At 62.1% G+C, this 24,250-nt stretch carries 22 protein-coding genes and 1 pseudogene; 8 read left to right on the forward strand and 15 right to left on the reverse strand.

Going from position 1 to position 24,250, the window contains the following annotated elements:
* Positions 1-227: 227 nt before the first annotated feature.
* A complete protein-coding gene (locus MPC4_RS17475) occupies positions 228-1,184 on the forward strand; it encodes a dihydroorotate dehydrogenase-like protein (RefSeq protein WP_174513650.1) in 957 nt (318 codons plus the stop codon).
* 37 nt (positions 1,185-1,221) lie between these two features.
* Here the strand turns inward: MPC4_RS17475 and MPC4_RS17480 are convergent, their stop codons facing one another.
* Positions 1,222-3,063: a chloride channel protein gene (locus MPC4_RS17480; protein ID WP_174513651.1), complete on the reverse strand. Its 1,842-nt coding sequence runs from the start codon at positions 3,061-3,063 to the stop codon at positions 1,222-1,224.
* A gap of 209 nt (positions 3,064-3,272) precedes the next feature.
* Between MPC4_RS17480 and MPC4_RS17485 the strand changes: the two genes are divergently transcribed.
* Positions 3,273-3,614: a MarR family winged helix-turn-helix transcriptional regulator gene (locus MPC4_RS17485; protein ID WP_174513756.1), complete on the forward strand. Its 342-nt coding sequence runs from the start codon at positions 3,273-3,275 to the stop codon at positions 3,612-3,614.
* A gap of 14 nt (positions 3,615-3,628) precedes the next feature.
* Here MPC4_RS17485 and MPC4_RS17490 read toward each other — a convergent pair whose 3' ends face one another.
* The 6 genes from MPC4_RS17490 to MPC4_RS17515 form a co-directional block, all read right to left on the reverse strand.
* Entirely contained in the window at positions 3,629-4,510 is an 882-nt protein-coding gene (locus tag MPC4_RS17490; protein WP_174513652.1) for a hypothetical protein, read from the reverse strand.
* A 5-nt stretch (positions 4,511-4,515) separates the two neighbouring features.
* Complete coding sequence (locus MPC4_RS17495; protein ID WP_174513653.1) at positions 4,516-5,199, reverse strand: ABC transporter ATP-binding protein; 684 nt, start codon at positions 5,197-5,199, stop codon at positions 4,516-4,518.
* Positions 5,200-5,202: 3 nt separating this feature from the next.
* On the reverse strand, positions 5,203-6,435 hold the full coding sequence (locus MPC4_RS17500; protein ID WP_174513654.1) for an ABC transporter permease: 1,233 nt from the start codon (positions 6,433-6,435) through the stop codon (positions 5,203-5,205).
* 77 nt (positions 6,436-6,512) lie between these two features.
* The gene (locus MPC4_RS17505) at positions 6,513-8,357 is read right to left on the reverse strand and encodes a hypothetical protein (RefSeq protein WP_174513655.1); all 1,845 of its coding nucleotides are present in this window, start codon (positions 8,355-8,357) and stop codon (positions 6,513-6,515) included.
* 103 nt (positions 8,358-8,460) lie between these two features.
* A complete protein-coding gene (locus MPC4_RS17510) occupies positions 8,461-9,183 on the reverse strand; it encodes a J domain-containing protein (RefSeq protein ID WP_174513656.1) in 723 nt (240 codons plus the stop codon).
* A 142-nt stretch (positions 9,184-9,325) separates the two neighbouring features.
* A complete protein-coding gene (locus MPC4_RS17515; protein ID WP_174513657.1) occupies positions 9,326-9,478 on the reverse strand; it encodes a hypothetical protein in 153 nt (50 codons plus the stop codon).
* Between MPC4_RS17515 and MPC4_RS17520 the strand changes: the two genes are divergently transcribed.
* Together MPC4_RS17520 and MPC4_RS17525 are read left to right on the forward strand one after the other, a co-directional pair.
* Entirely contained in the window at positions 9,477-9,950 is a 474-nt protein-coding gene (locus tag MPC4_RS17520; RefSeq protein WP_174513658.1) for a hypothetical protein, read from the forward strand. The genes MPC4_RS17515 and MPC4_RS17520 overlap by 2 nt on opposite strands.
* 244 nt (positions 9,951-10,194) lie before the next feature.
* The gene (locus tag MPC4_RS17525; protein ID WP_174513659.1) at positions 10,195-10,917 is read left to right on the forward strand and encodes a hypothetical protein; all 723 of its coding nucleotides are present in this window, start codon (positions 10,195-10,197) and stop codon (positions 10,915-10,917) included.
* Between the two features lie 306 nt (positions 10,918-11,223).
* Here MPC4_RS17525 and MPC4_RS17530 read toward each other — a convergent pair whose 3' ends face one another.
* The 4 genes from MPC4_RS17530 to MPC4_RS17545 all read right to left on the reverse strand — a co-directional run bounded on the left by MPC4_RS17530 (position 11,224) and on the right by MPC4_RS17545 (position 15,270).
* Positions 11,224-11,631: a hypothetical protein gene (locus tag MPC4_RS17530; protein WP_174513660.1), complete on the reverse strand. Its 408-nt coding sequence runs from the start codon at positions 11,629-11,631 to the stop codon at positions 11,224-11,226.
* Between the two features lie 214 nt (positions 11,632-11,845).
* Entirely contained in the window at positions 11,846-13,186 is a 1,341-nt protein-coding gene (locus tag MPC4_RS17535) for an erythromycin esterase family protein (protein WP_174513661.1), read from the reverse strand.
* A gap of 11 nt (positions 13,187-13,197) precedes the next feature.
* Positions 13,198-13,764, reverse strand: a complete 567-nt coding sequence (locus MPC4_RS17540) for an HPF/RaiA family ribosome-associated protein (RefSeq protein ID WP_174513662.1) — start codon at positions 13,762-13,764, stop codon at positions 13,198-13,200.
* Between the two features lie 753 nt (positions 13,765-14,517).
* Positions 14,518-15,270: a cytochrome b/b6 domain-containing protein gene (locus tag MPC4_RS17545; RefSeq protein WP_244629087.1), complete on the reverse strand. Its 753-nt coding sequence runs from the start codon at positions 15,268-15,270 to the stop codon at positions 14,518-14,520.
* A gap of 492 nt (positions 15,271-15,762) precedes the next feature.
* On the opposite strand from MPC4_RS17545, the gene MPC4_RS17550 reads away from it, so the two are divergent.
* Entirely contained in the window at positions 15,763-16,803 is a 1,041-nt protein-coding gene (locus MPC4_RS17550) for a cytochrome-c peroxidase (RefSeq protein ID WP_174513663.1), read from the forward strand.
* A gap of 88 nt (positions 16,804-16,891) precedes the next feature.
* On the opposite strand, the gene MPC4_RS17555 is transcribed toward MPC4_RS17550, so the two are convergent.
* From MPC4_RS17555 to MPC4_RS17570, 4 genes are all read right to left on the reverse strand, one after another.
* Positions 16,892-18,763: a PHA/PHB synthase family protein gene (locus tag MPC4_RS17555; RefSeq protein ID WP_174513664.1), complete on the reverse strand. Its 1,872-nt coding sequence runs from the start codon at positions 18,761-18,763 to the stop codon at positions 16,892-16,894.
* A 114-nt stretch (positions 18,764-18,877) separates the two neighbouring features.
* Positions 18,878-20,065 carry a thiolase family protein gene (locus tag MPC4_RS17560; RefSeq protein WP_174513665.1) on the reverse strand — a complete coding sequence of 396 codons (1,188 nt, stop codon included), beginning with the start codon at positions 20,063-20,065 and terminating at the stop codon, positions 18,878-18,880.
* Between the two features lie 129 nt (positions 20,066-20,194).
* Positions 20,195-20,599, reverse strand: a complete 405-nt coding sequence (locus MPC4_RS17565; protein WP_174513666.1) for an OsmC family protein — start codon at positions 20,597-20,599, stop codon at positions 20,195-20,197.
* 12 nt (positions 20,600-20,611) lie between these two features.
* Positions 20,612-21,484 (reverse strand): VOC family protein, encoded by an 873-nt coding sequence (locus MPC4_RS17570; RefSeq protein ID WP_210253683.1) that lies wholly within the window; start codon positions 21,482-21,484, stop codon positions 20,612-20,614.
* Positions 21,485-22,068: 584 nt separating this feature from the next.
* On the opposite strand from MPC4_RS17570, the pseudogene MPC4_RS21810 reads away from it, so the two are divergent.
* From MPC4_RS21810 to MPC4_RS17580, 3 genes and pseudogenes are all read left to right on the forward strand, one after another.
* Positions 22,069-22,302 (forward strand): annotated as a pseudogene (locus tag MPC4_RS21810) (response regulator); the annotation flags it as partial.
* A gap of 45 nt (positions 22,303-22,347) precedes the next feature.
* Positions 22,348-23,406: a sigma 54-interacting transcriptional regulator gene (locus MPC4_RS17575; protein WP_244629089.1), complete on the forward strand. Its 1,059-nt coding sequence runs from the start codon at positions 22,348-22,350 to the stop codon at positions 23,404-23,406.
* Positions 23,399-24,247 (forward strand): GvpL/GvpF family gas vesicle protein, encoded by an 849-nt coding sequence (locus MPC4_RS17580; protein WP_174513668.1) that lies wholly within the window; start codon positions 23,399-23,401, stop codon positions 24,245-24,247. Before MPC4_RS17575 ends, MPC4_RS17580 begins: the two co-directional genes overlap by 8 nt.
* The last annotated feature ends 3 nt before the right edge of the window (positions 24,248-24,250 follow it).

The raw sequence follows: 24,250 nt of genomic DNA on the forward strand, positions 1-24,250 counted from the left end.
TCAGGCCTTGAGGCGTCTTTGATTGTCGGCGCAGCCCTTTGACCTCGGTCAAGGCGCCGACATTGCTCTTATGCTAGTGTGATTTAGCTTGAGTCAACGGCGCCGGTGGTTGGAAAATATGACGGAGGGCTTTGTCTATTTGCGCTCAGGCGTGCGTGTTCGCATGGGGCGAAGCCGAGGCAGAGCGCGTTGATCCCAGACAGCGATAGAGAGCCGAGGAGCGGCCGATGGATTTGACCACTCGCTATATGGGACTTCGCCTCAAGAACCCTCTGGTGGCGTCCGCTTCGCCCTTGACCGGCAAACTTGACAGCATCAGGCTGCTCGAGGACGCGGGCGCGGCGGCGCTCATTCTGCCGTCTCTCTTTCAGGAAGAGCTCGAGGCGGAGGGCGCGCGCTACGCGACCAGCAATGTTCCCTCGCCCGCCGACTACAAGGTTGGGCCGCGTCACTATCTGGAGCTCGTCCGCCGCGCGGGCAGGGCGGTCGACGTGCCTGTGATCGCCAGCCTGAACGGCGTCACCAATGAGGGCTGGATCTCCTACGCGAAGCTGATCGAGGAGGCCGGGGCCAAAGGACTGGAGCTCAATATTTATTTCATTCCGGCCGATCTCGCGATGACCGGCCAGGCCGCCGAGCGGCGGTATCTCGACATTTTGCGCTCCGTCCGCACGGCGGTGTCGATCCCGGTCGCCATAAAACTCAGTCCCTATTTTAGCTCGGTTGGCAATATGGCGCTGGCCCTTCAGGATGCGGGCGCCGACGCCCTCGTGCTGTTCAACCGGTTCTATCAGCCCGATCTTGATCTGGCGCAATTGCGGCTTTTGATGAATCTGACACTCAGCGATCCCGGCGAGATCCGTCTGCCACTCCTTTGGCTCGCCATCCTCGCGGGCCGGGTGAAAGTCTCTCTCGCAGCCAGCACCGGCGTCGCCAGCGCCGACGAAGTGGTGAAGTATCTTCTGGTCGGAGCCGATGTGGTGATGACCACTTCGGCATTGTTGCGACATGGCCCCGGCCATATGGCCGTCTTGCTTGACGGGCTGAGAAACTGGCTCGCGTCAAGGGACTTTGATTCGCTGGAGCCTGTCAGAGGCCTCATGAGCCAGCGCAAGCTGAAGGATCCGCAGGCCCTGGAGCGCGCCAACTATATCGAGATTCTGCAGGGATATGGCCAGGGTTGACCCTGGGGTTTCCCTGCCCGCGCGCACGAGGGCGAACTCAATTTGGTCCAGTCGGCTGGCGCCGCTCGAGGGGCAGAGGTGTGGCGCGGCCAAAATATGCGCGGCGATCATGTTCGAGAGAGCTGCTTGCGCTTCGCAGTCGGAGCAGATCCTTTCGGGCGATGAGGCCGACGAGAACGCCGCTTTCGGGGTCGACGATCGGTACGCGTCCAACGTTGGCGGCGATCATCAGATCGGCGACGCGGCCAACCACATCGTCAGGATGCGCGACCGGGATGGAGGCGTCGGAGACAGCATCGTTGAGGGTGGCTGCGGGATGGCGCCCTTCGGCCTGCCAACGCAAGGCGTCAGCGCGCGACGCCGCGCCGACAAGGCGTCCATTCGGCTCTACGACCGGGTAGCACTGGCGTCCGTTCTCGCTCGCGCCGAAAAAGGCGGCGGCCTGGTCGAGCGCCATATCCGCTGGCAGGGTGTCCACGGCCCTGACCATGATGTCGGACGCCCGCGTGAGCTCGAAAGGATCTATTCCGTATTCGCGTGTCACATGCTGGCCGCGGCGCGCGATTTTTTCGGTGAGGATCGAGCGGGGAAGCAGCAGCACCGTAACGGCGTAGGCGGCGACCGTCGCCGCCAGTAAGGGCGTCAGCATGTGAACGTCGCCAGTGAGTTCGAGCGCGAACAAAGCTCCGGTGAGCGGCGCGCGCATCGTGCCGCCCATCATCGCCGCCATGCCGAGCAGCGCCCAGGCGCCGGGTTCGCCGGGCAGCAGCAGCCCGATGAGCCAGCCCAGCGCGCCGCCCAGGATCAGCAAGGGGGCGAGCACGCCCCCTGACGTCCCTGACGAAAGGGCGACGAGCCAGATGCCGGCCTTGACGAGCAGAATGGCCGCTACCGCCTGCGCCAGAATATGCCCGCTCAAAAGATCGCCAATGACGTCGTAGCCGACCCCGAGCGCGCGCGGCTCGATCAGGCCGCCGATCCCGACCACGAGACCGCCGAGGGCGGGCCACCACATCCAGTGGATCGGCAGCCGCTCGAACGCGTCTTCAAGCTTGTACAGCAAGGCGGTGAGCAGCCCCGACTGCAAACCGGCGGCGACGCCGACGCCGGCGCAAATCAGCAGCCCGTACCATGGCAGCGTCAGCTGAAAGCTGGTGGGAAACAGCGGCCCTGCCTGAAACAGCATCGGCCTCCAGCTGATCGAGACGCCGGCCGAGACGGCGACCGGGATGAAGCTGCGGGGCTTCCATTCAAAGAGCAGCAGTTCGACCGCCAGCAGCACGGCGGCGATGGGCGTGCCGAAGATCGCCGTCATGCCGGCCGCCGCGCCGGCCACGAGAAGCGTCTTGCGCTCCGCGGCGCTGAGATGAAAGAACTGGGCGAACAGTGAACCAATGGCCCCGCCGGTCATGATGATCGGCCCCTCCGCGCCGAAAGGGCCGCCCGTGCCGATCGAGATCGCCGAGGACAAAGGCTTCAGAATTGCAACCTTGGGGGACATGCGGCTGCCGCCGATCAGGATCGCCTCGATCGCCTCCGGGATGCCATGCCCGCGGATTTTCTCCGATCCGAAACGCGCCATCAGGCCAACCGCCAGGCCGCCAAGGCAGGGGGCCAACGCCATCCATGGCGTGCGCGGGACGTCGCCCATCGCGACGAAGGCTGTGCTGATCCGGCCAAGCCAGACGAGATTGGTGACGAGAGCGATCAATTTTATGAGAAGCCAAGCCGCGAACGCGCCACCCGTGCCGACGACGAGGGCCATGGCGATCAAGACAAGGACGCGCCGGTCGGTGGTGAAATCCCCAAGTGTTTTCTTCGGGGGCATGTTTTTGAACGGCCTTGCGTCACGGTTGTTGGCTGCGGCGGACCCGTGCATGGAATTCCTGACCCTGGGGTGAGCATATCGCCGGTCGGCGGCCGATGCCGGCCTCGCTAACGCGGCGGGCTCGAAATACATCGTAATGCGATATAACGCAATCTTGAGGGGGTGCTGGGTTGAACGAAGCGGATCCGAAGGGAGAGCCTGCCCTGACGCAGGCTGACTATGAGGCGCTGGCGAACCTTCGCTATGAGCTGCGCCGGTTCATGGCGTTTAGCACGTCGGCGGCGCAGGGCGCGGGTCTGCCCTCGCAACAGCATCAGGCTCTTCTCGCGATAAAAGGAAGCCCCGGCGGCCAAGCCATGACCGCCGGACTGCTGGCCGAACGGCTGCTGATCGCGCCGCACTCGGCAACCGAGCTGGTCGGCCGTCTTGTCGACGCGGGCCTCGTTACGAGGATGACCGATCCGGAGGACCGCCGGCGTCTGACGCTCGCTCTGGCGCCCAAAGCCGAGGCCGTCCTCAATTCGCTGAGCCGCATTCATCTAAAGGAAATCAGGGACATGGCGCCGCTGCTCATCGACGTATTGAGAGCTTTGTGTGGATGAGCGCCGCGTCTGGTCTAATGCGGCGGCATCGGAATGAAGATCGGCGGAACGCCAGGAAAATTCGAGCGGCTTTTGATCCATGCATCGTCCGCGCCCTGAGGCTTCAGGTAGACGTAAAAGCGATTGTCGCGCTCGACGATATCGTCCTTGGGCTCGCTGCTCTGGCTGATCAGCATGTCACTTTGGATGAGGACGTGCATGTAACCCGGGATCAGCTGCGACCAGTCTTTCAGATCGGTCTGGAACACAAGCGAGTATTCGCGGCCGCCGTCGAGCTTGACCACACCCAAGGCGCTCCCAAGAGGAGCCTGCGCGGGGGCTTCCTGCCAGGTCAAGCCGACCTGAACGTAAACGCGCGGCGGGTTGAGCATCACATAGAGCGGGGTGGCCGGATTGGAATTCTGCATGTTTAGCGTCGCCCTGTAGGACTTGCCGTCCGGCTCATAGGCGACCCGCGTCAATTCGACGTAAAGGCCGCCGAACGCCGCGTTACGAAGCGCCAGCTCCGCCTGCTCGCGCGTTGCGAGGGCGCGCCGCTGAAACCAGCCGACGCCAAAATCGGCCAGGTAGAAAAGTCCGACCACAAGCAGCAAGATCTGCAAGGGGCGTGAATCGAAAAAGCCGAGCCCACGTCCAAGCCCCGCGGAGCCGGACGAGGGGGCGCGGGTGCGGCGCGATGGGCCTGCGCCGCGAATGGCGGCCCGCAAATCGTCCGTAGAGACTGACGCTTCGGGGGCTGCGGGCTCCAGCGACCCCGTCGTCGCCGTCGCGGTGGAGGCCGGCGTCCCCTCCAGGCCGTCGACCGCGACCAGCGTCCGCCAGAGGCTGACGATCAGTTCGTCCTTCTGCGCATCCGTGAGCTGATCGAGGTCCGGCAGTTTGGGCGGGCGGCTCACGATGCTCAGCCCCTCGCGCGGCTCATGGCGATGACGCCATCGGCCATCTGCACAATCTGTTCGGCCCCCGCGGCCAAAGCGAGATTGTGCGTCACGAGGATAAGCGTGGCGCCCCGCTCGCGATTGACCTGCAACAACAGCGTCATGATTTCGCGTTCGGTTTGTTCGTCGAGATCCGACGTTGGTTCGTCGGCGAGCAGCAGGGCGGGATCATTGATCAGCGCCCGCGCGATCGCCACGCGCCGCTGCTCGCCGGCCGACATCTCCGGGGGATAGGCGTCGAGGTAGGCGCCAAGTCCGACGTCGTTCAGGAGCCGGGTAGCGCGTGTATAGGGATCCTTTTTGTCGCCGCTGCGATCGAGCAGGAGGGGCAAGGCGACGTTGTCGATCGCACGCAGCGTCGGCAGCAGGCTCGCGAACTGGAAGACGTAGCCGATCCGGCGGTTGCGAAAATGCGCCAGGGCGTCATCGCCGAGCGACCAGAGGTCGGCGCCTTCGATCAAAATCTTGCCCGATGTCGGTCGGCTCAGCCCGCCGATCATTGCCATGAGGGAGGATTTGCCGGAGCCCGAACGGCCGATGATCGCCGCATATCGCCCGGCGCCGACTTCGAGATCGACGCCGCGCACGGCATCCACTTGGCCCCGGTCCGAGCGATAGGTTTTGGTAAGGGCGAGGCAGTGCAGCACGATTCAGCCTTCGCCGCGAATAAGGTCGTAGGGTTCGTGGCGGCTGGCCCGCCACGCCGGCGCCAGCGCGCCGACGGCTCCAATGAGCGCCGCGCCGCCGAGGCAGGCGAGCGCGACGAGCACTGTGCTCGCGCGGTCAAGCCAGAGAAACGGAATCCCCATCTGCAACAGGTGATAGACCAATGACCGCTCGAACAGCCGCAGCAGAAGCATGCCGAGCAGCACGCCGATGGCGCCGCCTGCGCCAGTTGCCGCCACGGCCTCAATCACTATCATTCCGACGATCTGCGAACGCCGTGCGCCGACAGCCTTGAGCAAGCCGAGTTCGCGCCGTCGTTCGGAGACGATGGCCGAAAACAGCATGCTCACCATCACGGCTGTGCTTGCAAACATCAGCGCGACGAGCGCGAGCGCGCCAGCGAGCAGGGCCGTGAGACTCTGGCGGATGCCGGTAAGCAGCGATCCTCCGCTGACCACCTTGACGCCCGAGAGCTTGGACAGCAGGGCAAAACGCACCTGCAGCTCGCTGGCGCCAGGCGCCAGCTCGATAAGAAATCCCGTGACCTTGCCCGGATCCAGCATGGGCGCGACTTCGCCAGTGCGTTCGCGGATCGCGGGCGCAAGAGCCAACAGACTTGACGAGCGCATAAAATATCCGCGTTCATGCGTCCCGGCTCCGGTGCGCCCAAGCTTTGCGAAAACGCGGAATGGCTTGCCGAAGATCGTGATTTCGGAGCCGAGAGGCAGGTTCTGGGCGGCCCCGAGGATGACGTCGTCCGGCCCCATGGCGCGCCCGAGCCGCTCCGAAATCCAGGGCTGGATGGTGAAGTCGCTTGCGGGATCGAAGCCGATGAGATCGACGGTTTCTCCGTGGCCTCCCAAGCCCGATCGCGTGGTGCGAAAAACGCGCTGAGGCGTCGCCTTGCCAATGCCGGCGATTGCGGCGCGCTCGAGGAGATTGGCGTCGACAGTCTGGCCCGTCGGTTCGACCGTCAGCAGCGCGACCGTGATGTTGGTGAGCGCGTCCTGCGCCACCACCATCAGATCGGCGCCGAGCCGGCTGAATCCGATCTCCATGCTGGACGCGATGCTTCGCATCGTCACGGCGCCGGCGAAGACAATGGCGCTGCTGACGGCGACCGCAGCGAGCAGCAGGCCGGTGCGCGACTTGCGGCGGCCGAGATTCTGCAGAGCGAGGCTAACCAGCAGCCAGCGGGGAGCGGCGGGAGCTGCCACGGCCTGCTAGATCCGCTGCATGGCGCGACGCTTCTCGGCGGTGGCGGGCGTGCGCGGGCGCATCCGAACGTCCCGCGTCAAAGCGTGCACGAGCGGGTGTGCTTCATATGCGCCAATTCGGTCGGAACGATCACGCAGTCGTGGTGCCCTCCCGAACTTGGAAGGATGCCGATCAGGCGGTCGGTTTCGGTCTCGATCACAGCGATCCCGCTCGACAGCCGCTGGAAGCCGCTGAACGGCACAATCACATATTTGCCGTCGTAGGTGATGGCCGGGGTCTGGAGATCCGGGCCGATGCCCTGAATCTCTTTCATGATTGTCCACGTATCGGTGTCGACCACCATGACGCCGCTGGACGCGGGCGAGGGATGCAGCACCGACAGATACAATTTTTTGGAGTCGAGGGAAAAGACCATGTGAAATGGATTTGGGTACTTGCCCCTCCACAGCGGATCTTCGACGTGAGCGATCTTCTTCCAGTTGCGCGGATCGGGGTCGGCGCTGGAGAACACCGAACAGTTGTTTTCCCGCAGATTGTTCATCATGCACAGGAACCGGCCGTCCGGCGAGAAGCCGATCTCGTGGCCGGGCGAATGAATTTTGTCGAACGTCACCTCCCAGTGATCCTCGGCGACTTTCACGACTTCATACTGGTCCTGCGAATTGGCGTTGAACTGCAGGAAGGCGACGGGATCGAAATTGTTTTCGGCGTCGAGAATCGCTATGCCGCCGCAAAGGCGAACGACCGTCGCGGCCCACCGCCCGGTCGGGTGCCAGATCGTTCCGTCCGCGCCGGTGAGGCTCATGGGATCGTCGCCAGGCAAAGTGCCTTCCTCGACGAACAACTCGCCCATGGGCACCATTTCCCAGTCGATCTTCTGACCCTTCGTGCCGAGGTAGTCATATTTGCCGGTGGCCCCGTCCGGATGGATTTTCGAGATTTTCAGCACGCCGCCGTCCTGCCAGGCGCGCGCCAGCTGGCTTGAATTCGGTTTCCAGTCGAACTTCAGCGCCGCCTTGACCTGCGATGTGGTTCTATCAAAGCAGGCGGCGATGTCTTTTTGACCGTCGGTTACGAAATAAGACTGGGCATCTTTCGGATTGATCGTGACGTGCACGCCAAGACCGAGGCCGGTCGCCTCGGACACGTTCTCCATCAACTGCATCTGCGCGCCGTCATAACGGACACGGTAGATGTTGAAGCCGGGCGCGGGCTCGCTGATTCGGGTGGGAATGCCGTAGATCAGCGAATTCTTGCCGCCCTGCGTGCTGTTGATGAACTCAAAACTGCTGTAGGGGTCAGCGCTCGGAAAGGCGCACAGATGATGGGCGATCGGATTGAAGTCGCCATAGTTCCAATACCAGATCGAGGCCATCACCCTGTTGGTGTTGAGATCGAGCGCATAGGCGCCCCCGCCGAGCTTGGTCGGCAGCACCGCGACCCATTTGCCGAGGCTCCTGCCGCCGAAATCCGCTTTGGAGTCGATCAGTTCGCGGCTGATTGGCTGCTGCTGTGCTTGCGCGGCGACGGCGCCGGCTGTGGCCTGGCTTTGGCTGGCGCCGACAACGCCAAGCGCGCTCAGAGCGCCGCTTTGCACCGCATGATAGCCAAGCGCCGCGGTTTCCCCGACGAACGCGGTCGCAGCGCCCACCTTGAACACGCTGCGGCGTGTGATCCCTGGCTCCTTTTTCTCAGGGGCGGCCTCGACCCGCATGGCGAGCGCCCGCGCCTGCTTCTCGCGCAGATAGTCCTGGAATTCTTCATGGTCCGATTTCGCGACTTCGGAGCGTCGGGCGAGGAAGGTCTCGACCTCCGTTTTGCCGCCATTCGCCGGCGCGCCTTCGCTCTTTGGAGCCAGAGGAAGGTTGATGTCGATCTTTTCCGCGTCCTTGACCTTCGCGGACTTGTTGAATTCGCTCATGACCTCTCCCGCCCAACCGGCCGCCGGCAGAGCCGGGCAGCTATCCAAAACAGGCGCTCGCATCCCCGGCCCGACCGGCGGCGAGCGCCCTTGTTTTTGCTCCTCATGCGCGCCCATCCGCGTCCCCGCCGGTTGCTCGCTTCGATGGCTCCCGCATCCTGCGCGTCGCCGCCCGCGGCTTCCGCGCGGCTTCGGTCAGCAGCGCATCCTTTGCCCGGTTGATCTTGGCCGCGAGATAATTCGAGCCGCCGCGATCTGGATGAACGACCTGCATCAGCCGCCGGTGAGCGGCGCGCACCGCCGCCGCCGTCGCTCCGGCTTCAAGTCCCAGCACATCCAGCGCCTCTTCGGAGCCCATCGGCCCGTCGCCGCGAGGCGATCCGTCCTCCGCCGCGGCCGGCGGCCGCCGGCTGTCGATCCGCGCGCTGATTTCGGGATGTCCGGCGTGTTTCAGATAATCTTCGAGGATAATGGCGGCCCGGCGCGCCAGCTCCGGGTCCGGCGGCGGCTGACCAAAGTCGCCGCGCATTTCATCCTGCGGGTAGGTTTCGCTCCACATCGGCCGAAAAGGCCTGCGCGGGATGAAGGCGCGCCAGTTGATCGCGGCCGGGACGGCAAGCATGCCAGCGCCAAGCAGCATGGCCAGCGTCCACTGCCGGTACGCCAGCAGCGCGATGAGGCCCGGCACGGAAGCGGCGGCTGCGGCGAAAAGCGACCAGCGGGCCGTGCGGACAAGGGTGCGGGCGTCGGAGTGAAGCAGCCAGTCGACGAATTTGAACGCCGAGACAACGACAGAGACGCCGAGCGCAGCGGAACTGAGGATCATCCCAAGATTCATCGGCGGATCTGCCTTTCCAACGCGAGACCTCGCGAACAGGGCTCGACCCGCCGCGGGAACCCGCCCAAGCCGCGCGCTCTACAACCATGACTCGTACGGAAAATGAATGTCTGCCGGCTAATGAGAACCATCAACCGGAAAGCCCCAGCTCAGTCAGCGTATCGGCACGCGTTGAAAAGTACAATGCTTTGCCGCATATGTAGTTGATAAATATGGCAATTGCCGGTTGGTAATCTGCCGTTATTGCAATCTTGGCGAGATTCAGCTCGGGCTTCACGATCATGCGGTCACGCGCGTCCGACGCCTTCAGGGCGTCATGCTTCCCGGCGGCGCTCACTATTGCAGCCGCAGGTCTCTTCGTCGGCCTTATGGGAGATCCTGGCGGCTCAAACGGTTTCGGCGTGGTGCGCGCCGGTTCTGATGCGGCGCCAGGCGTCGCGGAGCCAAAAGACCTTGCAGGACGGCTGGAAGGGATCCATCGCTTGGCGGGGATTCATCCGGGCCAGGACGCCGCGTGGCGGGATTTCGCGAGAACCATGTCTCAGCTCGAACAGCTGACCGGGGAATATGAACGGCGCCTGGCGTCGGGCGAACGCGTCGATGAAACAGCGGAGAGGGCGAGACATGCGCTGCTCTTCGGCTCGGCGATGAACCAAATGGACGAAATTCTCTCGCCGCAGCAGTCGGCCATCGTCCATCGTCTGACCGACGAGTTGGCGTCAAAGCTTATCTGCAAGGGCCTTTCCACGAGCTGACAATGGCGGATGCGGCAAGCCGCGAGTGGGGCCGTGGCCGCGCAGAATTGTCCGAGGCGGCTCTGCGCCTACAAAAAAGCGCAAACAGGCGGGGATGGTTCGGGCCGGATGGCTCCTCATCGAAAAATTGCCTCGTCGGCGCGTTCATGTGTTCTGGCGAGCGTCGCGGCCATAGAGTCGCCCAAACAATGATTTCTTTGCGCCATTCGGTTGGCGGTCCATTACGGTCGGATGATGAGAGCTGATGCATAAGATCAAATATAGATTTCGTGACCCTGGGCTAAGGCCGCGCCGGACGAAGCTGGATGTCCCGGGATGGGGCGGAGAACCGGAGCCTCGCAAGAACGGTTCTCGCGAACAGCCGTGGCATTGCATTCCCTTCGCGGAAGGAGCGCAGTATGGAATCGAACTGTTTTATCCGTTCGAGCAAGAACTGCGCGTGAGCACGCGGGAGGGCCGCCTCGTGATCGAAGGCCAGTCGGGTCCCGATCCTGAGACCGGAGCATCCTCGCCGCCGTTCAGAAATTTCGGCGATCAGTTTTACACCTATCAGATTCTTCTCGATCTGAAGGTTGAGGACGGATTTGCGATCAGAACGGAGCCTCATCCTCGTTTTTATACCGACACGACCGATACCGTTCCGATCGCCGTGCCGGCGCTGCTAAGGGGTTGGTGGCCGATGATGTTTTTCATGGTTTTCAAGGCGCCCAGCGAAGGCCGGACCCATATTTTTAGATCGGGCGAACCGTTCGCGCAGATCATCGTCATCCCTGAGGAGCCGGACTTTCAACTGGTCGAGATGTCGGAGGAGGAGGCAGCCGAGCGCGAACTGCAAGCGCGGCGGATTTACAAGGCCCGTTCGACTTTATCGGCAGCCTCGCAATGGACCTCCGCGACAAATACGGTGTTTGACGGGACCTATCGCCAGATCCACCGGGCAGCCATCGCAAAAAATAGAAAAAAATAGCCCTTTGGAGCGCTTGCCGATCGAAGGGAGTCATTCGATCGATGATAAATCGCTTCAAATTCAAAAACTTGCGCATATTCTTGTCAGATCGAACCGATCTGATCGGAATGCTCCAGCCCTCGCATTTCGGTTTGCAGGCCACGATGGCCCGGCGGCTTCGCCAACCGGCTAGTTCAAAGCCTTTTCTGAGCGGGCTGCCCCGATATTCCCGCTCCATCCCGTAATCCATAAAACCCGGCTGAGCTTGCGCTCAACCGGGTCCTGGGCGCTGCGTCTTTACGTCGATTGTAGGGTCAGCGACGTCAACTATTCAGGATATCCGTCATTATAGTAGTGATGATGGTGGTGATGATGATGGTGGTGGTGGTGGTGGTGGTAATTGTAGCGTCTATAGTAATGATGATGATGGTGGTGATGTTGATAATAGGGGTTATAATAGGGATTATAATAAGGATAGTTGTAATTATAATACTGGGCAACCGTCACATTTGCGTTTCCTGAGGCCTTCTGTGTGCTCCACGCCGCGTTGGCCGCCGCAGCCTCTGCTGCGTTTGCGGCGCGTAGAAGAGCCGCCGCATTTGGTATGGGCTCAAGCAGCTCGGCGAAAGACCCCGCGTTCATCAGCTGGGCGACGTTCGCAATAGAAGCTTGCGCCGCATTCACCGACGTCACGGCAGACACGGCCCCAATTACTCCAACGATCTTTTTATCCATAGTCTTCCTCATCACAAGATTCCGGTTAACCGGAACCTTAGGACCTGACAGGCCTCATAGCGCCAATCGTGAAACGATTGGCGACGGCATGGATGTCCGGAGTTTGAGGCTCTTTTGCGAGTGATTTCCGGCTCCCTGAAAAATTCACAGCTGCTCACAAATTATAGTTTGTTTATAGTGTTGAAGGATTGAGGCGATCCATGCCCGCCGATGCTCAAAGCCCGAACGGATAAGTGTCCGGCGCGCCGTGCGGCCTTGCACCGCTGAGCGGCGTCACCGGCGTCGTCTCCTCAAACCAGACATAGGCGTCAAACTGGTCGGGCAGGATCGCCTCGAAATAATGGCTGTAAAGCTCCGTGTCTGGCCGGTAGACGACGCCAATCGCGCGCTCAAGCCGTGGTTTGCTCAGCACGCCCCGCAGTTCCTTCTTGTCGCCTGTTCGCCAGTCGGTGAGCGATTTTTCGACGAAAGCCTGGCGGAAGACGCGTTCATAGCTGTCCGGGCGGGACGGAAGGATGGACTTCAATCTCATCGGACCGCCCCAATCGTCCGCGGCGGCCACCGTGCCGCGATCGGTTCCAAATCCGATCAGCGCTGCCGCTTCGCCAAACGCGGCGCGGCACGATTCACCAATGTTGAATTCTCCTTGCCAGCCCATCGCGGTAGCCGCCGCATTGCCGACATGCGAATTATGCGCCCACACCACGGCTTTCGCCTCATTGCCGCGGGCGGTCAAAAGGCGCGCAAGCGTGTCGAACATGTGGCGGTCGCGCAAATTCCAGGAATCTGTCGCGCTGCGATACATCAGCCGATAATAATGCTCGGCGGTGTGGACGATGCGGGCATTCTGCTCGGCGTCAAAAAAATCGCCCTCGCGGCGCAGATAGATGAGCCGGTTGTCGAGAAGCTCGCGCAATTGCGCAACGACGGCGTCCTCGCAGGGCGACTTGTCAAGAAAGCGCGTCGCGCTGCCGTAGCGGGAAGGATCATTCTGCCAGGGGGTAAGACAACCGTAACGCTGGCGCGCCTTCATCGCCTCCTGAGGATCGACCCTGCCAAGGTAGGAGAGAACGGCGGCGATCGAGGCGCCAAGACTGTAGATGTCGAGGCCGCTGAACTGAACGCGCTGCCGCGACGCCAGCTTTGCATTATGCGTTCGCAGCCATTCGACGAAATCATCCATCTCGACATTGCGCCACATCCATGTCGGGAAGCGCGCAAAAGCTTCTTCGGCCGAAGCCTCATGCGGGTGATGACGCACATGGCGGTCAATACGCGCCGCATCGGGCCAATCCGCCTCGACCGCGACGATATTGAAGCCATGTCGTTCGATCAGGCGGCGCGTGATCGCCGCGCGGGCGCGGTAGAACTGAGACGTGCCATGCGTCGCCTCCCCGAGCAGGACGACTTTGGCGTCTCCGAAGCGGTCGAAGCACTCGCCGAAATCATCGACCTCGTCGAGGGAGGGCAGGGGCTCACAGAAATCGCGCACCACAGCCGCCGCCTCGTCGGCGCCAACCGCGCGAAGCGCCCCAGCAACATCGATATCAGCCATCGCAGCCTCCGCTAGACAGGATGATGCTTGCCAACCAGACGCACCGTGCTCGCCTGCGCGCCTTTCTCGCCTTCTTCCTCTACGAAGCGGATTTCCGAGCCCACCCTCAACTGGTCGAAAGCGTCGTCGAGAACGGCGTTGCGATGAAAGTAGATCTCGCGCCCATCGGGCGTTTCGATGAATCCGGCGTCTTCGCCCGCGAGGAACCTCGCCACACGGCCGTGATCTTCCACCGCATGGAGTTTCACCTCGCCGCGCAGATCGCGCTGGGCGTCCTCGACCTGCCGCTGCGCCGCGCCAAAGGCCTCTCTCACCGCGACCATGACATGCTCACGTTCAGGCTTGTCATCATGCGTCCTGTTGACGATAACGTCCTTGTGCCCGGGCATCGCAATTCGGATGTCGACCTTGAACGGTCCGCCGTGACGGCTCCGCTTTTCTTCACGGATGATTGCGACATGACAGCTCGTAATTCGGGAGCTGAATTTTTCGAGGCGCTGAGCCAGCCTGAGAATCTCGGATCGAACAGCTTCCGAAGGGTCGCAGTTTTGAAAGGCGATCTCGATTGGCGCTTGCATGAGGCCCTCCTCAGTCTGAAATGGCTTCCATGCGCCGCCGGCTCGGAACGGGACCCGCGACGCAACGCTCAAGGTGCGGGACGGTCGCAGACGCCGACGATCCATCATGCGCGCTGGCTGTAGATGTGGGTAGAGTGAAACCGGGTTGTGTACGTTGAGCCAGATCAATTTCTGCAAGATCAACCGATGAGACGTTGCAGCGCGAGCGTCGCCATCATTGATGGCGAAGCTGATGCTTGGTTGGAGCGCGCGAGCGCGAGCGGCGGCCAGTTATCGCCTGCAACGTCAACGCTTCTGTTGTGATGACGCTGATCTGTCACCCATAGGCCGATGGGATCGTGCGCCGCGGCCAGAAAAGGCGGCCTATGGCGTCGGTCGCCACGGGCCGTGCCGGGCTGTTTCGCAAATAGCTGACGACGCCAATGATTTATCGATTTGTCCGCCGCCGAAAGAAATCTTTAAGCCGGCGGCCGAGCTTCGTCAGCCTATCCAAAAGGCGGCCAGCAAGTGGAATGTCGATTGCGAGAATCATCAAGCCGAGAGGGAGCATCCAGAAGCCCACCAGCGGAAGAAAGCCGATGACGCCCCCGAGGACAAGCACCGTGCCGAGAGGGATTCTCGCAAAGCGCCATTGCGGCTCCCTCAGGCGCTCAAGCATTGGCTTGCCTCGACTTTTAATCGGTTTGTCAGCGGGGTCGTCCATGTCGACAGTTCTCGCGATCCGCGGTGGATTGGCTTAAATATGCGCTGTTGTCACGTCGCGTCCGGCGGCTTTCGGGTAAGGATCTTGCGGCCAGTGAACATCGCGGACGTGATGGCGCCGCCCTCGTGAAGCTCTGTTGAAACCACTGCAATAATGTGGAGCGTGATAACGACGGCCAAAGCGTAGAATGCAAGCTCGTGGATCTCGACGAATGGTCCACGAAAAGCGCGCATGGCTTGATAGGACGCCTCGTTGATCACGGCCGACGCCCCCGGTTGAACGGCCGCGGGGTCGACGCCCGGCGCGGCCACCCACTGCGCAAACCAGTGACCGAACGGCGGCCAGAATAGATCGGTTCCCACAATGACGAGGCCTGTAGCCAACTGCACGAGGAGCAGCAGGAAGATCAGGGAGACTCCTATGCGCGCCAGCGGGTTATGCCCGACGAACTGTTGCGGCTGCCCGGACAGGAAAGACATGACGTAGCCTCGCAGCGCGGCGGGATAACCGGGTCCGCCCGGCGCTATCGCCCGCCACCGCGCGTAACGATTGCCAAAGAATGCCCAGACGAACCGCCAGAGCAGATTGATCGCCATCACGTAGCCGAATGACGCGTGTACGCTTTTCAGCGCGATCTTGCCGCTGGCCGAAAGGCCGAGGGCGTCATCATTGAGGATCACTACCCCTGTCCCGATGAGTCCGAGCACGGAAAGCGCGTTGATCCAGTGAAACCATCGAGTGGGCGCATCCCACGCAAAATATTCTGTGTACTGGATCGGGCCGTCAGAGCTTTGTTGCATCATTTGCGTGCCTCCTTCGAGTGTCCGGGCGCCGGCATCGTGCGCCACGGTCATATCCTCCCGTCCAACGAGACCATACAGTTTTTGCAGCCCGGAACTCACCGCTGCCGGAAGCGGATCGCGCGCGCAAATGCACCAACGCCTTTTCCTTCCAACGTCTTTCGAGGTTATATAGTGACGAGGTCGGCAAGATGCATCGGGTCGCTCGGCCACAGAGCGTTTCCGCGTGGGGTTGGTATCGGGATGAAATCGTCCAGATGACGGCCCGGAGCCAGAGCCTCAAAGCTTTCGTTCAGGTTATATCAGTATGTCATAATATCATTCAGGGAAGCATTCATGATTTACTTTTGGCAGGCGTCCATTTAGAAATTGTAACGCGAATACGCTAGTCGCGTGCGCGTTGCGTCAAATGTACTGCCGCGACAGTCGGTATGGATCGACGCAATGATCCGCCGCCATAAAGGCGCAGCGCGAACTAGAGTAAGGAAACTCATCATGGCAAAAAGCATTTCTGCCGTCTTCCTTTCCGTCGCCTATCTCATCGCCTCTCCCGCCCTGGCCGCCGAGGAACTGCTGACGAAGGCGAAGCAGCTGTTCGAGCCGATTCCGACAACCGCGCCGAATTTGCCCGGCAACCCGGCGACCCCCGCCAAGGTTGAACTTGGCAAAATGCTTTTCTTCGACCCGCGATTATCCGCGAGCCATGCCATCAGCTGCAACTCCTGTCATAATCTGGGACTTGGCGGAGCTGATGCTGAATCGAAATCTATCGGCCATCACTGGCAGCTGGGCGGCCGGAACGCGCCGACGGTTTTTAATGCGGTCTTCAACAAGGCCCAGTTCTGGGACGGGCGGGCCAAGGATCTCGAGGAGCAGGCTGGCGGGCCGATGATGAATCCGGTCGAGATGGCGTCGCCGAAAGCGCATGTGGCCGAACAGCTCAAGGGCGTCCCCGGCTATGGCGAGGTCTTCGCCAAGGCGTTCCCGGGTGAGGCGGACCCGACCACGCTCGCCAATGTGCAGAAGGCTATCGCCGTTTTTGAAGCCACGCTGATCACGCCAAATGCGCCGTTCGATCGTTTTCTCAAAGGTGAGGCCGACGCGCTTTCGGCGCCGCAAAAGGAGGGCCTGGCGTTGTTCATGGATAAGGGATGCTCGAATTGCCACAATGGCGTCAACGTGGGAGGCGGCATGTACGCTCCGTTCGGAGTGGTTGAGAAGCCGGGCGCGGAACTGCTGCCGCCCGCCGACAAGGGCCGCTTCATGGTCAGCAAGACGCCGAGCGACGAATATGTTTTCAAGGTGCCGACGCTGCGCAACATTGCCTTGACGGCGCCCTATTTCCACACCGGCAAAGCCTGGGATTTGCGTCAGGCGGTGGCGGTCATGGGCACAAGCCAGCTCGGCGTCTCGCTCAGCGACGATGAGGTGGACAAGATCACAGCCTTCCTCGCCAGCCTGACAGGGGACCAGCCGACTGTGACCTACCCGATCTTACCGCCCAGCGGCGCAGCCACGCCGCAACCGGAGCCGTGAGAGACAACAGGTTGCCCTCGGGGCGCTTGGCGGTTGGACGAACCGTCATGTCGATCGGGAACATTGCCCGCGACGATCGCCAGCGCCATCAAGGCTGCTGGACGTAGGAGCCAGGAGCCGCGCATAGCGGAGTGTAGCCGGATTGAGGCGCCCCCAGTCGCGGCGGCGCTACAGGTTTGCCCGAGTGGCCGGCAAGCCAGGCGGTCCATTCGGGCCACCATGAGCCTTCCTTGCGAGGCGCCAGCGTCTGCCAGGCGTCAGGATCGATATGACGGTCCTGCGCCGCCTTCGTAAGAATCTGGTAGCTGCGGCCCCGGTGTCCGGGTTCCGAGACGATGCCGGCGTTGTGTCCGCCCGTGGTGAGCAGAAACGTCACATCTGTATCGGTCAGCAGATGCACTTTGAAAGCCGATCGCCAGGGCGCAACGTGGTCGCGCTCGGTTCCGACGGAGAAGATCGGCGCGCGGATGTCAGTCAGCGCGATCGGCCGCCCCTCGACCTTGAACCTGCCTTCCGCGAGATCATTGTCGAGAAAGAGCTTACGCAGATACTCGGAGTGCATCCGGTATGGCATCCGCGTTGCGTCGGCATTCCAGGCCATGAGGTCGTTCATGGGCGCGCGCTCGCCCATGAGATAGTCGCGCATGATCCTCGACCAGACGAGATCGTTCGATCGCAGGAGCTGGAAGGCGCCAGCCATCTGCTTTCCATCGAGATAGCCTTGCTCCCACATCAGGTCCTCAAGAAAGTGGACCTGGCTCTCGTTGATGAAGAGAGAAAGTTCGCCTGCTTCCGTGAAGTCCTGCTGCGCAGCGAAGAACGAGACAGACTTTAGCCGGTTATCCCCATCCCGCGCCATCGCGGCGGCGGCGATGGAAAGGAGCGTGCCGCCAAGGCAGTAGCCCACCGCGTGTGTTTTCGCATCGGGCGCGATCGCGTTAACGGCGTCGAGCGCCGCCAGGAAGCCGAGCCGGAGGTAATCTTCCATGCCGAGATCCCGATCCTCCTCGGTTGGATTCTTCCAGGAGATCATAAAAACCGTGAAGCCCTGTTTTGTCAGAAAATTAACAAGCGAGTTCTGCGGCGAAAGGTCGAGGATGTAATATTTCATGATCCACGCTGGAACGATCAGGATCGGCTCCGGCCTCACCGTCTCAGTCGCGGGCGCATATTGGATCAGCTCGATCAGACGATTGCGGAAGATGACCTCGCCGGGCGCGACCGCCACTTCGAGCCCCACCTTGAAATTCTCCGTTCCAACAGGCGGTTCGCCGCGGCTGAGGCGTCCCCAGTCCTCCCAAAAATTTTGTACGCCGTCGAAGAGGTTCATCCCTCCGGTTTCCAACGTCCGGCGCAGCGCTACCGGGTTGATGGCGAGAAAATTCGCTGGCGACGCCACGTCCAGAAGCTGACGGGATGCGAACTCGACCACTCTCTCGTGCTGCTTCGAGACGCCATCGATGCCAGTCGTAGCGTTGTGCCACCATTGCTGTTGCAGCAGAAAATTTTGATAGATCGCATTGTAGGGGTAGTCTTGCCACTCCTTCGCCACGAAACGCCGATCCTGCGGGAGCGGCTCGATGCAGGCCTCGCAGCGGCCGCCCGACAAAATGGACTGCTGGATGTTTGTCGCGAGCCGCGCCCATTTCCGCGCAGCCTTCCCGGCCAGCGCGGCCTGCTTGCCTGGGGAGAAGGCGAGGTGGATGGCCCAGTCCGAATACGCCTCCGCCATGGCGGCGGGCGACAGGCCGGCGGTCAGACGCGCCAGGGAGGAGTGGACGATCTTGTCCAATGTCTCGGAAAGACGCTCGAGCGGGTCCGGCGGACTGACCGTCGCGGACGGTGTCACTGGCGCGACGTGAGGCCCCTCCGTCTTTGTCAAGGGCGTGGCCAAAGCGGTATTTTCGGCTTTGGGCGAGATGGAGCTGGCGGAGGCGCCGCTGACTATCGTGTTTTCCATTGCTCAAGAATGCCTGCGATTTCGCGGCGTTGGAATGACCTGCGTCAATTCCTTCAGGGCACGCAGATCCAACGGATGCGCATCCGAGTCCTGCGGGAGGTTCGTCAGCCCGCCTCAGGCCAGCATTTCGAGCGCCAGGGCGATGCCCTGGCCGCCGCCGATGCAAAGCGTGACGACGCCGCGCCGAAGCCCGTCGCGTTTCATTGAATGCAGGAGCCGGGTGGTCAGGATAGCGCCGCTGGCGCCGATCGGATGGCCGTGGGCGATGGCGCCGCCCTCGACGTTGACGACGTCTTCGGCGAGGCCGAGTTCGCGGGTGACCGCAAGCGCAATGGCGGCGAAGGCCTCGTTGATCTCAACGCGTTCGACGTCGCCAAGCGTCCATCCAGCCCGCTCCAGCGCCTGCCGGACGGCCGGGACGGGGCCGATGCCGAACATGCCAGGCTCCACCGCGCCAAGGCCGTAGGCGACGAGACGCGCGACCGGATCGAGACCGTTCGCATCGGCAAAACCACGCTCCGCGACGATCATTGCCGCCGCGGCGGTGTTGAGCCCCGGCGCGTTCCCCGCCGTGATGGTTCCATCCTTGCGGAAGGCTGGTTTCAGCTTGGCCAGCGACTCGATCGTCGTGCCGGGCCGATTGTGCTCGTCCCTGGCGAAAAGCTCCGGCCCCTTGCGGCCCTTGATTTCCACGGCGACGATCTCGGCGTCGAACTTGCCGGCCGCCTGCGCGGTCGAGAAGCGCTCCTGCGAGCGCGCCGCCCAGCGGTCCTGATCCTCGCGGCTGATCTGGCATTTCGTGACGAGATCCTCTGTGTGCCAACCGGAATGCTCGTTGGAGAAGGCGTCGTTGAGCCCGTCGCGCAGCATCGAATCGTAAATCTCGGCATTGCCCATCCGGTAACCCCAGCGGCCGCCCAGCATCAGGTAGGGGGCGGCGTCCATGTTCTCCATGCCGCCAGCGATGGCGGCGTCGCCGAAGCCTAGCCAGATGTCCTGAGCCACGGTGGCGATCGCCTGCGCGCCAGAACCACAAACACGGTTGACGGTCATGGCCGGCACGTCGACCGGCACGCCGCCATGGATGGCGGACTGGCGCGCCGGATTCATCTTGTTTCCCGCCTGCACCACATTGCCCATGACGACTGCGCGCAGCTTGGCCGGATCGAGATTGGCGCGGCGGACAGTCTCGCGGACGACCGTCGCCCCAAGTGCGGTCGCGGGCGTCGCTTTCAGCGAACCATTATAGGTTCCAATCGCGGTGCGGACCGGCGCGCACAGCACGGCTTCTCTTTTGGTCATGCGAATTTCCTCCCTGAAAGCGCGTTGACTATGAAACATACCCTGCCGGAGCAGGGCGGCATAACCCGGCGCCTCTCAGCCGCCCGATATAAGCGGCGCGATGGCTTGTCCGGGGCAGGCGCGGCCGGATCACGATTTTCTCCTGATGATTCCGTCAAGCCTAACCGCCTCAGCTATGGTGTTCGAGATCGTGCCGTATTTGCGGACGTTGGCGTGCAGCAATTCAAGCCGGTGGTCGGTTTCATCGGTATCGACAATCAGTTCGTAATCGATCGAATTCATCTTTGGCGGGCTGTCCTGCCTAACGCCATGGAGCTTGACCTCGACGCCGCGCAAATCAAACTTCAGCATCGGCGTCGCGCGTTCGATGCCCTTGATCATGCAGGCGGCGAGAGCCGCCAGAAACAATTCGGCCGGGTTAAATGCATCCAGCCGTCCGTTCACGTCGGTGTCGAGGATAATCCGCGCCTCCTTCACCGACGCCTCGCCGCCATGTCCGTCGATGCGCCGGGCGCAAACATTGTATTCAAGCATCCCGGCTCTCCGTCATGCTCGCGCTTCCGCGTCGTCAGGCGTCAGGAAGACGGGCGCTTCGTCCGCCGGTTTCATCGACAATTCGGCATCGGTCAACCGCGCATAGATCTCGATCAGATTGCCATCTGGATCCGTGAGCCATAGCTCGTGCAGCGGCGTGCCCTTCCAGGTTGTGCGCGGCGGCTTCTCGACATGGGCGCCGAAGGCGCCCGCTCGCTGATATGCATCGACGACGGCGGCCTTGTCCGCGACCCCGATTCCGAGATGGTAGAGCGTGTCGTGATGCAGCTCCTTGCCGTCGGAGACGAGGAGCACGAAATTCAACTTGAGATCCGGCCGGATGAAGGTCGCGTAACGATGGGTCCATTCCTTGGGCCAGGCGTCGAGCAGCCAGGCATAGAAGCGGACGCTGTCGGGCAGGCTTCTGACCCGGATGCTGCTATGGAACTCTTTTGCCGCCGGGCCTTCAGGAAGATGGAGGAGGCTTCCCAGGATCTCGATCCGGGCTTTGATCTGATCGCGCGCAGTCCGGAATCGGACACGCACATCTTCAGGCGCCAATGATGGGTCGGTAGACACGGGGTCGGGGATTGGCCAGTGCAGGCGGCGCGCGGCCCCGGGGAGGACGGGACAGACCTCTTCGGCGCAGAGCGTGACCACGAGATCAATCCCGGCTGGATTGATCTCGCTGGTCGACTTCGACCGATGCCGGGAGATGTCGACGCCGATCTCGGCCATGGCGTCGATGGCATGGGGATTGATTTTCGATGGTTGCGAGCCCGCGCTCATGACCTCGACATCAGGGCCAAGGATTTGCCGGGCAAGGCCTTCCGCCATCTGGCTACGCGCCGAGTTTGCGACGCAAAGAAAAAGGATCTTGGGCATGCTCATCATTTTATTCTAACCCTCGCGGGGTTGTTCTAAATTGTTCTGTGTCAAACCAGCGCCGCTTCAGCCAAAGGGCGACAGAGCCATCTCTTTATCTCCTCATCGCGAGCTTCAACTTGCTCCTCAAAATGACAACGTGACGGCCCCGCCTGTCGGCGCGTCCGTATGGGTCGATGTTGAGGTTCAGCTACGCGGGCGCGTCCGCTCACCTCGGCAGTGTTACGGTCAGGCCTGAGCGTGGCCGGTCGCGCCCCGCCTGCGTCGGCAGGCTCGGCGCGAGCTCCGAACACAAACGCGAGATAACGCCGGTTTGGAGGGCGTTCGATCGTATTTGATTTGCGTCAATGCGAAATATGCGACTAGTGTAAAAATAATAACAATGATAAACAATCATTCAAATTTCACGTAATATACAAACTTTATCGAGAGTAAATATTTTTACAATAATTGCTCGCCAAAAGAACAAGCATCGAGCAGTTGCAACTTGATTTGCGTCAGGTTCTCATACCGAGCGATGTGATATGATGGCCCAGCGCGCCACGGTCCTGCTGATTGACGATGATCGGGATATGCGATGGGCGATGCGCAATATCCTGGCGGATGCGGGATTTGACGTCGCCGAAGCCGAAGGAGGCCGGTCCGGCCTCGACAGGGTCGTCCGCGCGGCGCCAGATGCTGTGGTCCTGGATATGCGAATGCCCGACCTCGGCGGCGATGAAGTGCTGCGCCGCCTCCACCGGCATGACCAAGGCCTCCCGGTCATCATCGTCACCGCCCATGGCAGCATTTCAGGGGCGGTGGGGGCCATTCGGGAGGGCGCCTTCGAGTATCTCACCAAGCCATTTCGCAACGACCATTTTGTGAATGCTGTGCAGCGAGCCATCGCGCGGCGCGGCGAGGCCCCCGCTTCGTCAGCAGTCGGCATCCGCGCCACGATCAAGGAAGCCATGGGCCAGGGCCCTGCGGTGGAGAGCCTGATCGATCAGATCGAAGCTGTCGCGGAGACTGACTATTCCGTCGTTATCCAGGGGGAGACCGGCGCCGGCAAAGAAGTCGTCGCGCGTAATCTCCATCGCTATAGCCGCCGGGCCGGCCGGCCGCTCGTCGTCGTCGATTGCGGCGCAATCGCCGAGACTCTCACCGACACCGAATTCTTCGGTCACGAAAAGGGGGCCTATACGGGCGCCGTCGCGCGCCATCGCGGCTGGTTCGAGGTCGCAGCCAATGGCGGGACGATCTTTCTGGACGAGATCGGAAATCTCTCCATGACCGGGCAGAAGGCGCTTTTGCGAACACTCGAAGAGCGCACCATCCACAGGGTTGGCGGCACCGAATTGATCGATCTCGACGTGCGCATTATTGCAGCCACGAACGATGATTTGAAGCACCGCGCCAAAGCTGGCGGCTTTCGCGAGAATCTCTACTTTCGCCTCGCCGAATATGTCATCGCGGTTCCGCCGCTCCGCGCGCGGCCGGAGGATGTTGCATTCCTCGCGACGCGCTTTCTGACGCAGGCGCGGGCATCCCTCGGGCGGCCGCCGGCCGAAATAGCGCCGGCGGCGCTGGATCTGATGCGCGCTTATCGCTGGCCCGGAAATGTCCGTGAGTTGCGCAATGTCATGCGTCGGGCGGCGCTGAGCGCGTTGGAGGTGATAAAGCCTGAACATCTGACCGACAGCCTCGGCCTCTGCGCCGTGGCGCCTGTCCTGCCTCCCCCAATATCAACCAGCGTGATCACCCTCCGGCATAAGGTCCAGGACCATATCCGCGCGCTCGAGGGCGATGCGGTGGTGAAGGCGCTCGAGCAGGCCAGAGGCAATAAGGCCGAGGCGGCGCGGCTCCTTGGCATCGACTACAAGACCTACCGCACCAAGTTGAAGACGCTGCGAGAGCGCGTTGAGACGACGGTCGATGAATAAAATCGATCTTGAGCGCAACAGCGCCGCCGCGCCGCCGCCCATTGCGGGCGAGGAGGTCATCTGCCTTTTCGCCTTCGCCCAATATGATGGCGCGCTCGAGCGGCGCCCGCCCGAAGCGGTTTTGGAGCGACGGCTCATTCTGCATCGCGTAGGATCGGTAGCGGCGCTGATTGGCGTCGTTCCCGTCGCGGATTATTGCGGCGCCGATGCGGAGCGCCGTTTAGCCGATGTCGCTTGGCTGGCGCCGCGCGTGCGCCGTCATGCCGCCCTCGTCGATTGGGCGGCCCAATGGTCATCGGTGTTCCCGGCGCCTTTTGGCACGCTCTATGAGAGCCTCGACAGCCTGACGGCGTTCACTCACGCCCATGTGGCGACGATCGCCGAATTCCTGCAGGCCGTCGCCGGCAAGGAAGAATGGGAGCTACGCGGTACAGCCCGCCTCGATGAGGCCGAAAGCCTCGACCGGCTGGCGCGCGCGGCATGGCCGGACTGGTGCGAACTGACGCCCGGCAAGCGGTATATGCGGCTTTGCCGTGACAGAAATGCGCTTATCGAGCAGGGCCGCGCCGAGGCCGGCGCGTTTATTTGCGCCTTTGTGACGGACCTCAAACCCCTGACGGCCACCGTTCGCCGGCATGAAGCGAACCGCCGGCCAAACGGGGCGGACGAGCCGGAACTCATTGCACGCTACTCTTTGCTGGTGGGGAAACCAGACGTCGCCGCCTTGCAGGAGCGCGTGAGGGATGCGTCGGCCCGCGCCTCGCATGGACATGTCACGATTGCATTATCGGGCCCGTGGCCGCCGTTCAGTTTCCGGCCGGATCTCAAACCGCCACGTTAGTGG

It is taken from the genome of Methylocella tundrae (assembly GCF_901905185.1).
Classification (GTDB): domain Bacteria; phylum Pseudomonadota; class Alphaproteobacteria; order Rhizobiales; family Beijerinckiaceae; genus Methylocapsa; species Methylocapsa tundrae.